The 13,833-nt window shown below is 66.1% G+C and carries 15 protein-coding genes and 1 pseudogene; 9 read left to right on the top strand and 7 right to left on the bottom strand.

From position 1 onward, the window contains the following. Positions 1 to 18: 18 nt before the first annotated feature. From L3V85_RS18945 to L3V85_RS18965, 5 genes and pseudogenes are all read right to left on the bottom strand, one after another. Positions 19 to 2,394, bottom strand: coding sequence for a Tex family protein (locus L3V85_RS18945; protein WP_237674288.1), 2,376 nt, complete (start codon positions 2,392 to 2,394; stop codon positions 19 to 21). Positions 2,395 to 2,474: 80 nt separating this feature from the next. Next, positions 2,475 to 3,467 (bottom strand): sensor histidine kinase, encoded by a 993-nt coding sequence (locus tag L3V85_RS18950; RefSeq protein WP_237674289.1) that lies wholly within the window; start codon positions 3,465 to 3,467, stop codon positions 2,475 to 2,477. A 9-nt stretch (positions 3,468 to 3,476) separates the two neighbouring features. Next, on the bottom strand, positions 3,477 to 4,139 hold the full coding sequence (locus L3V85_RS18955) for a LuxR C-terminal-related transcriptional regulator (RefSeq protein WP_423838547.1): 663 nt from the start codon (positions 4,137 to 4,139) through the stop codon (positions 3,477 to 3,479). Beyond that, complete coding sequence (locus L3V85_RS18960) at positions 4,109 to 5,647, bottom strand: IS3 family transposase (RefSeq protein ID WP_237674290.1); 1,539 nt, start codon at positions 5,645 to 5,647, stop codon at positions 4,109 to 4,111. The genes L3V85_RS18955 and L3V85_RS18960 overlap by 31 nt, the downstream gene beginning before the upstream one ends. Positions 5,648 to 5,687: 40 nt before the next feature. Beyond that, positions 5,688 to 5,882, bottom strand: a pseudogene (locus L3V85_RS18965) (DNA-binding response regulator); the annotation flags it as partial. Between the two features lie 381 nt (positions 5,883 to 6,263). Between L3V85_RS18965 and L3V85_RS18970 the strand changes: the two are divergent. Beyond that, entirely contained in the window at positions 6,264 to 6,953 is a 690-nt protein-coding gene (locus L3V85_RS18970) for a hypothetical protein (protein ID WP_237674291.1), read from the top strand. A gap of 136 nt (positions 6,954 to 7,089) precedes the next feature. On the opposite strand, the gene L3V85_RS37350 is transcribed toward L3V85_RS18970, so the two are convergent. Next, complete coding sequence (locus L3V85_RS37350; RefSeq protein ID WP_272933817.1) at positions 7,090 to 7,218, bottom strand: hypothetical protein; 129 nt, start codon at positions 7,216 to 7,218, stop codon at positions 7,090 to 7,092. Between L3V85_RS37350 and L3V85_RS18975 the strand changes: the two genes are divergently transcribed. The 7 genes from L3V85_RS18975 (at position 7,199) to L3V85_RS19005 (ending at position 11,796) form a co-directional block, all read left to right on the top strand. Then, the gene (locus L3V85_RS18975; RefSeq protein ID WP_237674292.1) at positions 7,199 to 7,975 is read left to right on the top strand and encodes a hypothetical protein; all 777 of its coding nucleotides are present in this window, start codon (positions 7,199 to 7,201) and stop codon (positions 7,973 to 7,975) included. The two genes, L3V85_RS37350 and L3V85_RS18975, sit on opposite strands and share 20 nt — an antisense overlap. 16 nt (positions 7,976 to 7,991) lie before the next feature. Further along, on the top strand, positions 7,992 to 8,318 hold the full coding sequence (locus L3V85_RS18980) for a hypothetical protein (protein WP_237674293.1): 327 nt from the start codon (positions 7,992 to 7,994) through the stop codon (positions 8,316 to 8,318). Between the two features lie 49 nt (positions 8,319 to 8,367). Further along, positions 8,368 to 8,883, top strand: coding sequence for a hypothetical protein (locus L3V85_RS18985; RefSeq protein WP_237674294.1), 516 nt, complete (start codon positions 8,368 to 8,370; stop codon positions 8,881 to 8,883). A 59-nt stretch (positions 8,884 to 8,942) separates the two neighbouring features. Continuing rightward, on the top strand, positions 8,943 to 9,308 hold the full coding sequence (locus tag L3V85_RS18990) for a GIY-YIG nuclease family protein (RefSeq protein ID WP_237674295.1): 366 nt from the start codon (positions 8,943 to 8,945) through the stop codon (positions 9,306 to 9,308). Next, the gene (locus L3V85_RS18995; protein ID WP_237674296.1) at positions 9,305 to 9,721 is read left to right on the top strand and encodes a MarR family winged helix-turn-helix transcriptional regulator; all 417 of its coding nucleotides are present in this window, start codon (positions 9,305 to 9,307) and stop codon (positions 9,719 to 9,721) included. The genes L3V85_RS18990 and L3V85_RS18995 overlap by 4 nt, the downstream gene beginning before the upstream one ends. Positions 9,722 to 9,823: 102 nt before the next feature. Further along, positions 9,824 to 10,381, top strand: a complete 558-nt coding sequence (locus L3V85_RS19000; protein WP_237674297.1) for a DUF2239 family protein — start codon at positions 9,824 to 9,826, stop codon at positions 10,379 to 10,381. Further along, on the top strand, positions 10,378 to 11,796 hold the full coding sequence (locus L3V85_RS19005; RefSeq protein ID WP_414080136.1) for an MATE family efflux transporter: 1,419 nt from the start codon (positions 10,378 to 10,380) through the stop codon (positions 11,794 to 11,796). The genes L3V85_RS19000 and L3V85_RS19005 overlap by 4 nt, the downstream gene beginning before the upstream one ends. Before the next feature lie 31 nt (positions 11,797 to 11,827). On the opposite strand, the gene L3V85_RS19010 is transcribed toward L3V85_RS19005, so the two are convergent. After that, on the bottom strand, positions 11,828 to 12,304 hold the full coding sequence (locus L3V85_RS19010) for a VOC family protein (RefSeq protein WP_237674298.1): 477 nt from the start codon (positions 12,302 to 12,304) through the stop codon (positions 11,828 to 11,830). Positions 12,305 to 12,472: 168 nt separating this feature from the next. Here L3V85_RS19010 and L3V85_RS19015 point away from each other — a divergent pair, with 168 nt between their 5' ends. Then, positions 12,473 to 13,768 (top strand): serine hydrolase domain-containing protein, encoded by a 1,296-nt coding sequence (locus L3V85_RS19015; RefSeq protein WP_237680600.1) that lies wholly within the window; start codon positions 12,473 to 12,475, stop codon positions 13,766 to 13,768. Positions 13,769 to 13,833: the final 65 nt, after the last annotated feature.

A 13,833-nucleotide genomic window follows, 5' to 3' on the forward strand; every position in this document is an offset into this window, starting at 1 on the left:
ACGCCTTCCAGCCACTACCTACTTGCGCAGCCCCTGCAGCTTGGCGAACGCGCTGGCCATCTGCCCGGCCGGTTGCGGCGAGTTGTCGCGGCGGCCTTGTTGCTGCTGGCCGCGGCCCGCGCCTTCGAAGCGGTTGTCGCGCGGACCGTCGCGGCGCGCGGGCGCCGCGTCGAGCTTCATCGACAGGCCGATGCGCTTGCGCGCCACGTCCACTTCCATCACCTTGACCTTGACGATGTCGCCGGTCTTGACGACTTCGCGCGCGTCGTTCACGAACTTGTGGCTCAGCTGGCTCACGTGGACCAGGCCGTCCTGGTGCACGCCGAGGTCGACGAAGGCGCCGAACTGGGCCACGTTGCTCACGGTGCCTTCCAGGATCATCCCTTCCTTGAGGTCGGCGATGTCGTCCACGCCGTCGTTGAAGCGCGCCACCTTGAAGTCTGGGCGCGGGTCGCGGCCGGGCTTCTCGAGTTCGCCCAGGATGTCCTTGACGGTGATGACGCCGAACTTCTCGTTGGCGAACAGCTCGGGCTTCAGCGTCTTGAGCATCTCGGCGCGTCCCATCAGCTCGGCGATGGGTTTGCCGGTCTTCACGATGATCTGTTCGACCAGCGGATAGGTTTCAGGGTGCACGCCGGTCACGTCCAGCGGATCGGTGCCGCCGCGGATGCGCAGGAAACCCGCGCTCTGCTCGAAGGCCTTGGGGCCGAAGCCGGTCACGTCGAGCAGCTGCTTGCGGGTGGCGAACGCGCCGTTCGACTCGCGCCAGCGCACCACCGCCTTGGCCACGCTGGCCGACAGGCCCGAGACGCGGCTGAGCAGCGGCACGCTCGCGGTGTTCAGGTCCACGCCCACCGAGTTCACGCAGTCTTCCACCACGGCCTGCAGGGTGCGGGCAAGTTCGCTCTGGTTCACGTCGTGCTGGTATTGACCCACGCCGATGCTCTTCGGGTCGATCTTCACCAGCTCGGCCAGGGGGTCTTGCAGGCGGCGCGCAATGGAGGCGGCGCCGCGCAGGCTCACGTCCACGTCGGGCATTTCCTGCGAGGCGAACTCGCTGGCCGAATACACGGAGGCGCCGGCTTCGCTGACCACCACCTTGTCGACCTGGATTTCCGGCGCGCCCGCTTGCGCGGCCATCTTGGCCAGCAATTTGATGAGGTCGGCCGCCAACTTGTCGGTCTCGCGGCTGGCGGTGCCGTTGCCGATGGCGATCAGGTTCACGCCGTGCTTGGCGCAAAGCTTGCCCAGCGTGTGCAGCGAGCCTTCCCAGTCCTTGCGCGGCTCGTGCGGGAACACGGTGGCGGTCTCGACCAGCTTGCCGGTGGAGTCGACCACGGCCACCTTCACGCCGGTGCGGATGCCGGGGTCCAGCCCCATCACCACACGCGGGCCGGCGGGCGCCGCCAGCAGCAGGTCGCGCAGGTTGTCGGCAAACACCTTGATGGCGACCTTCTCTGCATCTTCACGCAGGCGGGTGAACAGGTCGCGCTCGGTCGACAGCGCCAGCTTGACGCGCCAGGTCCAGGCCACGCACTTGCGCAGCAGGTCGTCCGCCGGGCGGCCGGCGTGGCTCCAGCCCAGGTGCAGCGCGATGCGGCCTTCGGCGACGCTCGGCTTGCCGGGCTCGGGCTCCACGGGCAGCACCAGCTTGGCGTCGAGGATGTCGAGCGCGCGGCCGCGGAACACGGCCAGCGCGCGGTGCGACGGCACGCGGCCGATGGGCTCGTCGTATTCGAAGTAGTCGCGGAACTTGGCGACGTCGGCGTTGTTTTCGTCCTTGCCGGACATCAGGCTCGACTTGAGCAGGCCTTCGTTCCAGAGCCAGACGCGAAGGCTCTGCACCAGCGCGGCGTCTTCGGCCCAGCGCTCGGAAAGAATGTCGCGCACGCCGTCGAGTACGAGCGGCACGGTGGAGAAATCGGGGCCCGGCTTGCCGTCGTCCAGCGTGGTGGCGGGCTGCAGGAAGGCCTTGGCTTCCACGGCGGGGTCGAGCGTGGGGTCGGCCAAGAGCTTGTCGGCCAGCGGCTCGATGCCGAATTCACGGGCGATCTGGCCCTTGGTGCGGCGCTTCTGCTTGAACGGCAGGTAGATGTCTTCCAGCTCCTGCTTGGTCGGCGCGAATTCGATCGCGGCGCGCAGCTCGGGGGTCAGCTTGCCCTGCTCGTCGATCGCCTTGAGGACCGCCACGCGGCGGTCTTCGAGTTCGCGCAGGTAGGAAAGGCGGGCTTCCAGTTCCCGCAGCTGCGTGTCGTCGAGGCCGTCGGTGGCCTCCTTGCGATAGCGGGCAATGAACGGAACCGTGGCGCCTCCGTCGAGCAGTTCGACGGCGGCCTTCACCTGGTTCTCGCCGACCTTGATTTCGGCGGCGAGCTGGCGAATGATTTTCTGCATGTCTTGAGCGCGTCCCTGGCAAAGCGCGGGAGTTTGCCATAGGCGCGAACGGCGCCCGGCCGCCTGGCGCGGCGGGCGTGTTACAGCATGCTTTCGGCCTCGGGCCGGCCGCCGGTCTGCGAGGCTTCCTTGCCGGGCTCGCAAGGCACCAGCAGGCGCACGCACAGGCCTTGCGGCGCGACATCCGCCACGACCAGTTCGCCCCCGATGGCCTCGGCGCGGGCGCGCATGCTGCGCAGGCCCTTGCCGAGCCGCTCGGGCGGCTGGCCGGCAGCGGCGCCGATGCCGATACCGCGCCCGTTGTCGCGCACCTCGAGCATCAGGCGTCTCGGGCTGCTTTGCAGGCCGAAATGCAGCTCGACGCGGGTCGCGCGCGAGTGGCGCAGTGCGTTCGAAAGCGCCTCCTGCGCCACCCGGCAGATCTGCATGGTGGTTTCAGGCGGCAGCGGCTGGTCATGCGCCGCATCGGAGATGTCCCATGCCAGCGTGACGCCCAGGCGGTCGAACGCGGGCCTGAGCCGGTAGCGCAGGTGGGCCAGCCGCTCGACGGCGGTGGCGCTGGTCTGGTCGTCCAGGTCGTCCACCGTCATCTGCAGTTCGAGCAGGCAGGCCTGCAGGGCCATCGACAGGCTGTCGGGCGCGGCGGCGGTCTTCGGGTCCTGGCTGGCGAGCAGCGCCACCAGCCGGGAGCCCACGCCGTCGTGCAGGTCGTTGGCGATGCGCCGGCGCTCGGCCAGCACGGCCTGCACCAGGCGCCCGCGCGCCACGCGCCGCTGGGAGAAGTACCAGATGCTCACGATCATGCACAGCACCACCACGTTGAGCGCCTGCAGCGCCCAGAAGGTGACCGGCATGTCGTGCGCCATGACGGTGATGGCCGAGCTGGCCCGGATCACCTGCGCCGTCACCGGCGTGAGGTGCATCGCGGCGGCCAGCGCGGCCCACATCAGCACCCGCCGACGGGGAATGCGCTTCCACAGCCAGCTCAGCAGCACGCACCACGAGGCCATCGACAACCACACGTACTGGTCTTCCAGGAAGTGCGGTAGGTGAAAGACCTCCGGCGTGAGCATCGCATGCCCTTAAAGCAGGCCCCGGTGGGACGCGAAACTCACCGCCTGGGCCCGGGTGTGGGCGTGCAGCTTGCGGTAGATGTTCTTGACGTGCGCGTTAACCGTCTGGGCACTGATGGTGAGCTGCAGCGCGATCTCTTCGGTGACATACCCCGTCGCTACAAGTCGCAACACTTCGCGCTCCCTGACCGATAACGTCGCTTTGCTGTCCGGCGGACGCACCGGGTTCACATTCGAGCGCTTGTGATCGAGGTGCACGAGCAGCCGGCGGGCCAGCCGGGGGGTGATGGCGGCCCCCCCGTTGACCACCTGAAGCACGGCCTGCGCATAGCTCTGGAACCACGCGTTCTTGACCAGATAACCCGAGGCGCCGAGCTCGAAGGCATGCAGCACCTGGGGTTCGTCCTCGAGCGCCGAGATGACGATGATCTCTGCCGCGCTGCGGTGTTTCTTGGCCTCTTCGATCAGCTCGAATCCGCTGCCGTCTCCGAGGCGGATGTCCACCATCAGCACGTCGAACTCATGCTGCATCAGCAGCCGCCGTCCTTCGCGCAAAGTGCCGGCCTGGCCTTCGAGCTGGATGCGCAGATCGCTCAGCAATTCCTGCGCGATGGGGGTGCGGATAAAAACTTGGACTGGTTTTATGCCGCAAGTCCAAGGCTCACCCGGTATTCGATGGGGCTGAGGGAGCCAAGGGAGATCTTGATCCGCTTCTCGTTGTACCAGCGGATGTAGTCATCGACCACCCCAATGAACTGCTCGATGGTCGTGCCCTTCCAGTCCCGAGGATAGAACAGCTCATTCTTCAGCCGCCCGAAGAATCCCTCGCAGGCTGCGTTGTCAGGCGAGCAGGCCTTGCGGGACATCGAACGGGTAAGGTTCGCTTCGCTCATTCTCGATAGCCAGCCTGGCCAGCGGTAGTGCCCTCCGCGGTCTGAGTGGACCACTGGTCGGTCGCTGGTCTCCGTCACAGTCTCTATCGCAGCATCCAGCATGGTGTTGACCAGTTCAGCGTCCGGGCTCGTGCCAATGGTCCAGCTCACCACCATCCCGTCGAAGCAATCGATGATCGGCGACAGGTAGACCTTGCCCGCAGGGATCTGGAACTCCGTGATGTCGGTCAGCCATTTCTCGTTGGGCGCTGCAGCCTGGAAGTCTCGGTTGATGATGTTCTCTGGTGCCGGGCTGATCTCGCCCAGGTAAGACGCATACCGCCGCCTCTTGGGCCTAGCTACAACCAGGCTCTCCTGCTTCATCAGGCGCTGCACCACCTTCTCGGAGATCGGGCCTTGCTGCCTGGTCAGCGAGGCTTGCAGCCTGCGGTAGCCGTAGCAGCGATGATTCGACTCAAAGATCTCGGTGATCGCACGACGCGCGGAGAGGTACTTGTCTCCCGCTGCTGCACGCGCCCGATGGTAGAAGTAGGAGCTGCGCGCAAGACCCAACTGTGCAAGAAGCTCTGGCAGGCCATAGTGCTCCTTGAGGGCGTCAATCAGCAGTGTCTTCTCCCGGTTGGACAGGAGCTGCAGATCGACGCCCAGGCCTTTTTTTAACAGTTCATTGGCCTTGTTTAAGAGGTCCTGCTCAAGGCGCAGCTGCCTGACTTCGCGGCGCAGTATCTCAACCTGGCGTTCGAGCTCTTCTCGCTCTCGCGCCTGCGGTGATTGATCGGTGTGTTTCATGGATGCGGGTGCCTCACGTCCCAGAAGCTGGTTCTTCCAGTTGTACAACGTTGGCCGGCACACGCCCAGCTTGTCGGCAACAGACTGTGCACTTTCCTGCCGGGTGCAAAGCTCCATGACTCCGGCCTGCTTCAAGGACACGGGATACCTTCGTTGGCCTACGCTGCCAACGACAGCCTTCCTGGCCTCAGGAAGGGCTTCACGAAGCCACTTGGTCAGGGTTCCCCTGCCTGGATAGCCCAGGGCCCTCATCGTGGCAGCAATACAGCGATCGTGGGTGAGGTAGTGCTCGATGGCCGCAGCCTTCTGCGCCTGAGAGAACTTGGGTTCTCGACCTGCGTACCCCACCGGCAAGTCGAGCCGCTCTTGATACTCAGCGTACCAGCCTTTCAATGCATTCTTGGTGGGATAGCCCAACTGACGGATGGTCGGTCTGACGCGCTTGCCCAGCTTGATATAGAGCTCAACGGCTCGGATTCGGTCTTCGTAGGAATACATGAACTACCTCTTGGTAGTCCAAGTTTTCGTCCGCACCCCCGATCACGCGTCTCACGAAGGGGTCGTCGTCGACCAGAAGAACCCGCACCGGCTTGGTCTCTTGACCAGTCAGAAAGTCAGGCCATGGGAGTGTGTCGGCGGCCGGTGCGAGCAGCCCGCCGAACTGTCCGGGGTTGGAATATTTCCTAGCCCCAGTTCCGATGTCTGTCAATGAAATGTCGAGTTCGCTTTCCATTCCAACCCCTTTGTGACAAATGGACGACCGTGTTCGTGACTAAAAGTTAATCCATTTCTACTCAAAATTCAGGTTTAAGTTTTTTTGTTTACTTTGGTTGCATTCTGTTGCGAATCGAGTTTGGTGTCCAACGAAAGTTGTAGTTTTTGAGAGGGCCGCCGCATGGAGAACTGGTTTCATATGCCTGCCCGAGACCGCCTCATCCACGCCTTTCGCCATAGCCTCGCATTACCCAACCTGAGGCATTTTTCTTCCCCTTCTCGACGCTGAAACTGCATCCCGGTCGCCACGGAAACATTTCATTCCGCGTTCACTGACCGTTAGCTGATGGCCGGATGGTCCGGCGATCGGGTTTGTTTCACACACTTTCGAGGAAGCATCATGAAGAAGACTCTCATCGCGATCGCAGTGATTCTGGTTGGAAGCGTCGCTTCGGCCACCAGCACGACGGCTCTTGCCGCCACCAGCACCTCGACCGGCTCTTCCAGTGCCGCGGGATCGGTGGCAGCAAGCTCCGGCACCGGCAGCGCATTGAGCTACAACGCGGCCAATTCCAGCTCGTCGGCCAGCGCCAACGCAGCAGGCGGCGCGGTCAGCTTCCCTGGCATTCGCCTTGGCGGCGCGACGGCAGGCGGCACGGCAACCACGCAAGGCTCGGTGACCAGCGTGGCCGCAACGACGGGCAACGGCCTCGCAGTGGGCGGTGCCAACGCTTCGGCCAATTCCAGCGCTGCCTCCAACGCCAATTACAGCGCCGGCGGCTCGAACCCTATCAGCGGCAGTGCGGGCGGTAGCGCCAGCTCCACCACCAACAACACGGCCGCTACGGCTGCCGGCCCTGGCGGCGGCCTGGCCGTGGTGACCCGCACTTCGGGCACGACCTCGGGCTACAGCGCTTCGTCGGGTGCCGTCAACGGCTTCATCAACGGCACCACCACGTCGGCAACGGCGGGCTCGACCGGCGGCTCCATGGGCGTGACGAACTTCCACTTCGGCAATGCCGGCGGCTTCACCAACGGTGGCGGCACCGGCGGCGTGGCCAGCGCCGGCGCAACCGCATCGGCACCCTGAACTGAACTTCAAGTAGCGGTTGTTGGACTCGGAAATGGGGAGGGGCCCCGGCCCCTCCCCCGGCCTTCAAAGGAGTTGAGAAAATGAAAAAATTGTTTTTCCTCGCATTGCTGACCGTATCCGCGGCGGCAATGGCTCAGACGACAGGCGGCGCGAACAACGGGTCGAGTAGTTCGGCCACCACGTCGGCGCAGGGCAACAACCAGGCCGTGACGTTCGCGAGCCCCTCGAACACCACATCGAGCGTGACGAGCACCCAGAACATCAGCAACAGCGGCACGACAGGCGTCGAGTACGGGGGCAGCTACACGATCAAGAACGTGCCGTCGGTCAACGGGCCCAACCTGACCACCAGCAACGACACCTGCATGGGCAGCACGAGCGCCAGCGCCAACGGCCCCGGTGTCGGCCTCAGTTTCGGCACCACCTGGACGGACGAGCACTGCAAGCGCCTGAAGATGAGCCGCGAGCTCTGGAACAAGGGCATGAAGGCAGCGTCGCTGGCCATGGACTGCATGGACCCGGCGGCCCAGGCGGCCCTGGAGATGACCGGCACCAAGTGCCCGCAATCGATGACCGCGGACGAACGCGTGAGCGCCTACGGCCCGCAGGCCTCGTCGGCCGGTGCGCCCCTGATTTCGTCGACCCGGCCGGCTGCGCCCGCCGCTCCTGTCGCCGCCGCGCCAGTTCCAGTCGCGCCCGTGGCGATGGCCCCGCCGGTACCCGTGCCCGCCCCGCCGCCGGCGCCTGTCGCGGTGGTGCAGCCCCCGCCCGTCGCGGTCTCGGAGCCCGTCGTGCAGCCGGTCGCGCAAGCCGTCGTGCCGCCAGCAGCGCCCCCGGTGGAACAACCGGTCGCCGCAGCCGAACCGCCGGCCGCGATCGCCATGCCGGTCGCCAGCGCCACGGTGATGACCATGGACGCCAACGACGTGGCCGAAGCCCTGCGCGCACAGCGCCTGCTGTCGGCGGAACCGGTCGGCGACATCGCCACCGCGCCGCAATCGACGACCTACCCGCAGTGAGCGCGCGGAGTCCATGATGACCAGGACCGTATTTCTCTGGACCGCGGCGTGTTGCCTGGCAACGGCCGCGGCGGCGGCACCGCCGCCCGTGGACATGCTGCGCATCCAGCGCATGAACATGGGCAGCGGCTTGCAGAACGCGACCGGCACCGACAACGCCGAGCCGGTCGGCGATCTGGGTGTCTGGCATGTGCCGCAATACATGCCCGGCTACCCGACGGCGGCGACCATCTGGCCGCGCGTCGTCATCATCCAGTGCGAAGGCGACGTGTGCCCAGGTTATGAAGTGACGCCGGAACTGGGCCGCGGCGAGTACCTGTTCTTCCTGCCGGTCCGCAAGTAGGGCCGGCGGCGGGCGCCGCGAAAGCCGCGCCTTGCCTTAACCTTCGCGGATGACACCTTTCGCGCGCGTCTTGCGCGTCCTTCGTGCTTTCGTCCGCGCTCTTGGCATCGCGCTCCTCGTTCCGGTGCTGCTTTTCGAGGAGTGGGGTTGGGAGCCGCTGGCCGCGCTCATGGCGCGTCTCGCGCGCCTTCCCTTCTGGGCCCGCCTCGAAAACCACCTGCGCCAACTGCCGCCCTGGGGCGCGCTGCTGGCCTTCTTCGTGCCGGTGATGTTGCTGCTGCCGGTGAAGGTGCTGGCGCTCTTCCTTTTCAGCCGCGGCCATGCCGCCACCGCACTGACGGTATTGGTGCTGGCCAAGCTGGTCGGCACGGCCATCGTGGCGCGGATCTTCCAGCTGGTCGAACGGCCGCTCATGCGCATCCCGTGGTTCGCGCGCTGGTATCCACGCTGGAAAGCCTGGAAGGACCGGGTGCTCACCATCGTGCGGCAGAGCAGGCCGTGGCGCATGGTTCGCGCGCTCAAGGGACGCATCGCGCGGGGATGGCGGCGATTCAAGGAAGGCTGAATCGTTAATTTTACCCGGGTGTATTGCTGATTTAATTTAATCCGGGTAATATTTGGCGCATGAACCTGTCAGCCGAAAACAGGCGCGCCCTGAGCCGCCAATACAAGGAATCCGTGCGCCCGGCCGGCGTCTTCGTCGTGCGCAACACGGTGAACGGCCGCGTCTATGTGGGCGGCAGCCTCGACGTCGAAGGCGCCATGAACCGCGCACGCTTCGAACTCGACATGGGCTCCCATCGCTGCAAGCCCCTGGGACAGGACTGGGCCGCGCTTGGCGCCGCGCATTTCAGCTTCGAGGTGATCGACCGCGTCAAGGAGCGCAAGGACGACCCGGCCTTCGACCGCAAGGACGAACTCGAAAAGCTGCTCGCGCTCTGGCAGGAAGAACTGCAGTGCTTCGGCGAGAAGGGCTACAACAAGCCATGAGCACCGACGCCCTCGCCTTCTGCCTGGACCTGGGCCGCGCTCATGCCAGCCTGACGCTCAAGCTCGACGACGATCTCGGTGCTTTCCACGGCTTGAATTTCGCAGACTTCACCCTCCTTTACATGTTGCTGCGCGCGGAGCAAGGCCGCATGCCGATGGTCGAGCTGGCGCGCACGCTGGGGCTTTCGATGTCGGCGCTGATCCGCAAGATGGTGCTGCTCGAAAAAACCGGCCTGGCCGAGCGCGTGGAAGGCTCGGGCAACGACACCCGCCGCCATGCCGCGCTTCGGTCCGGCGGGCGGCAACTGGTGCGCGACGCGGTCACGACCGTCGAAGCGCATTGCAAGGAAGCCGTTCGCTGCGTCGATCAGCGGCAGCTTGCCGACGCCCACGAATTGTTGCGAGCCCTGTGAGCGACAGCGCGACGCACGCGCGGGCGCCGCAGCGGGTAGATTACGCACCTCGTTTCTCCCGGCCTTCCTCTTTCGACAGGAATCAGGAAACACAACATCCGCATGTCACCAGACACCCCTCCCACCACCCTCACGGTGTTCTTCGATTTCCGGCGCATCGCACGCGGCACCCGAGCCGAAGTGCTCGAGCAGCTCCGCCGCCGCGACGACCCGGGCCCCTATCTCGTGTTCGACGACCAGACCGGTGCGCAGCTCGACCTCGACCTGCGCGAGCTGCCCGACCCCGAGGCCGAGCACCGCGACGAAACGCCGCGCGGCGTCGGACGCCCCAAGCTCGGCGTGGTCGCGCGTGAAGTCACGCTGCTGCCGCGCCACTGGGACTGGCTCGGCCGCCAGCCCGGCGGCGCCTCGGTCGCGCTGCGCAAGCTGGTCGACGAAGCCCGCCGCGTGCACGCCGACCGCGACGTGGTGCGCGCCGCGCGCGAAACCACCTACCGCGTCATGACCGCCATCGCGGGCAACCTGCCCGGCTTCGAGGAAGCCACGCGCGCGCTGTTCGCCGGCGAAGAGCAACGCTTCGGCAACCTGATCGAACCCTGGCCCGCCGACCTGCGCGCCCATCTCCAAGAACTGTCCGCCCCCGGCTGGAGCCATGCATGAGAGCACCCCCTGAAGCACCCGGCACCACGGGCCCCAGCGGCATGAAGGGCGTGCCTGTCGCGCCCGTCGGCGCCGCGCGTCCGCTGTGGAAGGTCTTCCTCCTGTTCCTTGCGCCGATGCTGCTCAGCAACATCCTGCAATCGCTCTCAGGCACGCTCAACAACATCTACGTCGGGCAGATGCTGGGCGTGGGCGCGCTGGCGGCGGTGTCGAGCTTCTTTCCGGTGATGTTCTTCTTCATCGCCTTCATCATCGGCCTGGGTGCCGGCGCCTCGGTGCTCATAGGCCAGGCCTGGGGCGCGCGCGATGCCGCCAAGGCCAAGGCCGTGGCAGGCACCACGCTCACCGTGGGCGTGCTCACGGGCCTCGTCATCGCGGTGTTCGGCGGCGCGTTCACCACGCCGATGCTGGCTTCGCTCGGCACGCCGCCCGATGTGCTGGCCGACTCCACGCGCTACGCCCGCATCATGCTGATCGCGATGCCGGGTCTCTTCGTGTTCCTGCTGGCCACCGCCATGCTGCGCGGCGTGGGCGACACCGTCACGCCGCTGCTCACGCTGATGATCTCCACGCTGATCGGGCTGGTGGTCACGCCCGCGCTCATCCGCGGCTGGGGCGGCCTGCCGCAGCTGGGCGTGGCGAGCGGCGCCTGGGCCTCGGTGCTGTCGTTCACGGTGGCGACCATCTGGCTGGGCTTCCGGCTGCGCCAGCGCAAGAGCCCGCTCGCGCCCGACGCGGAGTTCATGCGCAACCTGCGCATCCAGCCGCAACTGCTCAAGGCGGTGCTCAAGATCGGCGTGCCCACGGGCGTGCAGATGATCGTGGTCGCGCTGGCCGAAGTGGTGCTGCTGTCGATGGTCAACAGCTACGGCTCCAGCGCCACGGCCGCGTACGGCGCGGTGAACCAGGTGGTGGCGTACGTGCAGTTCCCGGCCATCTCGATCGCCATCACCGCGTCGATCCTCGGCGCGCAGGCCATCGGCGCCGGCCGAGCCAACCGGCTGGGCGCCATCGCCAAGACCGCGCTGCTCATGAACGTGGTGCTGACCGGCGGCCTGGTGGTGCTGGGCTACCTGTTCTCGCGCCATCTCATGGCGTTCTTCATCACGAGCGAGCCGGTGCTCGAGATCGCACAGACGCTGCTGCACATCATGCTGTGGAGCCTGGTGATCTTCGGCATGGCTTCGGCGCTGTCGGGGATCATGCGGGCCAGCGGCTCGGTGCTGGTGCCGACGCTGATCTCCATCGTCTGCATCCTGGGCGTGGAAGTGCCGGTGGCGTATGCCATGAGCCATCGCCTCGGGCTGGACGGCATCTGGATCGCCTACCCGGTGACATTCGGCGCGATGCTGCTGCTGCAGACCGCGTACTACCAGCTGGTGTGGCGCAAGAAGGCGATCCACCGGCTGGTGTAGCCCACGTCAGGGCCACGGCGGCGGCGGATTGTCACGCCCCGTCGTAGGCCTTGCGCACTTCGGCGATGTCGAGCTTGACCATCTTCATCATCGCCTGCATCGCACGCGCGGCCTTGGCCGGGTCCTTGTCCTGGAACATCTGGATCAGGCCGTCGGGCACGATCTGCCACGACACGCCGTAGCGGTCGGTGATCCAGCCGCACTGCACCGGCTCGCCGCCGCCTTCGAGCAGCTTGTTCCAGTAGTTGTCGACCTCGGCCTGCGTCTTGCACTTCAGGTACATCGAAATGGCCGGCGTGAACTTGTACTGCGGGCCGCCGTTGATCAACATGAACTCCTGACCTTCGAGTTCGAAGGTCGCGGTGAGCAGCGATCCTTTCAGCTCTGGGTTGGTGTCGCCCCAGAGCAGTTTGTCGGTCACGCGCGAGTTCGGAAAAATGGCCGTGTAGAACTTCAGCGCGTCTTCGCCGTTGCGGTCGAACCATAGGCAGGGAACGATCTTTTGCACAGGAGGCTCCTTTGCTTCGATGATGAACCAGAGAGTTCAGTATCGAAGCGCCGCGCGCCCTTTGTCAACCGGGCCTGCGCCTGTCAGAGGGAAGTTCGCATGCAGCGAGGCGGTCCACAATGGGTCATGACCGCTCCGACCTCCCGCCGCTTCAAACGCCGCGCCGCGATGCTCGCGTGCGTCATCGCCACGCTGCAGCAGGCCCATGCGGCCGACACAACGTCGTTCCCCGATGCCGCCGCGAGCGACCCCGCCAGGCTCGGCTGGATGACCGGCTCCCCGCCGCCCGCCGACCGCACGCTGCGCTTCGAGGACGGCAGCTACTTCCAGTTTCCGGCCATGCGCTGGAGCGTGTCGAACTTCCGCCAGCTGATGCCGACCATGAACGTCTCGCGCGGACTGGGCGCGCCCGGCAAGCTGGCCTATGCGCTGCGCAGCGACATCGACGCGCTGACCTTCACGCCGCTCGGCGCAACGGCACCGATGAGCTGGGAACAATCGCTGGCCGCCACCTACACCGACGGCATCGTGGTGCTGCATCGCGGCCGCGTGGTCTACGAGCGCTACTTCGGCGTGCTGAAGGACGACGGGCAGCATGGCGCCATGTCGGTCACCAAATCGGTGGTGGGTACGCTCGGCGCCATGCTCGTGGCCGAGGGCACGCTCGATGCGGGCAAGCAGGTGGCCGACTACGTGCCCGAACTTTCCAGATCGGCCTTCGGCAACGCCACCGTGCGCCAGGTGCTCGACATGACCACCGGCCTGAAATTCAGCGAGGACTACGCCGACCCCAACGCCGAGGTCTGGGCCCATGCGCAGGCCGGCAACCCGCTGCCGAAGCCCAAGGACTACACCGGCCCGCGCAGCTACTACGAGTTCCTGCAGACCGTGCAACCCGAAGGCCGGCACGGCGAAGCCTTCGGCTACAAGACCGTCAACTCCGACGTGCTGGGCTGGGTCATCGCGCGCGCCGCGGGGCGCAACGTGGCGCAGCTGCTGTCGGAACGCATCTGGCGGCGCATCGGCGCAGAACAGGACGCCTACTTCAGCGTCGACTCCATCGGCACGCCGTTTGCCGGCGGCGGCCTCAACACCGGCCTGCGAGACCTGGCGCGCTTCGGCGAAATGCTGCGCAACGACGGCCGCTTCAACGGCCAGCAGATCGTGCCCAAGGCAGCCGTCGACGACATCCGCAACGGCGGCGACAAGGCCGCGTTCGCCAAGGCCGACTACCCGTTGCTCAAGGGCTGGAGCTACCGCGACATGTGGTGGGTCACGCACAACGACCACGGCGCCTTCATGGCGCGCGGCGTGCACGGCCAGCGCATCTATGTCGATCCGAAGGCGCAGATGGTCATCGCGCGCTTCGCCTCGCACCCGGTGGCAAGCAATTCGGCCAACGACCCGGTCACGCTGCCGGCCTTCGAGGCGTTGGGCCGGCATCTGCTGGGCCGCGGCAAGTAGCCTTCGTGGGGTGGCGCAAAGGGTAGGCGTTTCGCCTGCCGGGATAGGAAGCGCAATGGCTACCC

It is taken from the genome of Variovorax paradoxus, assembly GCF_022009635.1.
Classification (GTDB): domain Bacteria; phylum Pseudomonadota; class Gammaproteobacteria; order Burkholderiales; family Burkholderiaceae_C; genus Variovorax.

Bases quoted from the DNA above. Each gene is read 5' to 3' on its own strand.
- L3V85_RS18945 (WP_237674288.1), bottom strand. From the start codon at position 2,394: ATGCAGAAAATCATTCGCCAGCTCGCCGCCGAAATCAAGGTCGGCGAG.
- L3V85_RS18950 (WP_237674289.1), bottom strand. From the start codon at position 3,467: ATGCTCACGCCGGAGGTCTTTCACCTACCGCACTTCCTGGAAGACCAG.
- L3V85_RS18960 (WP_237674290.1), bottom strand. From the start codon at position 5,647: ATGTATTCCTACGAAGACCGAATCCGAGCCGTTGAGCTCTATATCAAG.
- L3V85_RS18970 (WP_237674291.1), top strand. From the start codon at position 6,264: ATGAAGAAGACTCTCATCGCGATCGCAGTGATTCTGGTTGGAAGCGTC.
- L3V85_RS37350 (WP_272933817.1), bottom strand. From the start codon at position 7,218: ATGTTCTGGGTGCTCGTCACGCTCGATGTGGTGTTCGAGGGGCTCGCG.
- L3V85_RS18980 (WP_237674293.1), top strand. From the start codon at position 7,992: ATGACCAGGACCGTATTTCTCTGGACCGCGGCGTGTTGCCTGGCAACG.
- L3V85_RS18985 (WP_237674294.1), top strand. From the start codon at position 8,368: ATGACACCTTTCGCGCGCGTCTTGCGCGTCCTTCGTGCTTTCGTCCGC.
- L3V85_RS18990 (WP_237674295.1), top strand. From the start codon at position 8,943: ATGAACCTGTCAGCCGAAAACAGGCGCGCCCTGAGCCGCCAATACAAG.
- L3V85_RS18995 (WP_237674296.1), top strand. From the start codon at position 9,305: ATGAGCACCGACGCCCTCGCCTTCTGCCTGGACCTGGGCCGCGCTCAT.
- L3V85_RS19000 (WP_237674297.1), top strand. From the start codon at position 9,824: ATGTCACCAGACACCCCTCCCACCACCCTCACGGTGTTCTTCGATTTC.
- L3V85_RS19005 (WP_414080136.1), top strand. From the start codon at position 10,378: ATGAGAGCACCCCCTGAAGCACCCGGCACCACGGGCCCCAGCGGCATG.
- L3V85_RS19015 (WP_237680600.1), top strand. From the start codon at position 12,473: ATGCTCGCGTGCGTCATCGCCACGCTGCAGCAGGCCCATGCGGCCGAC.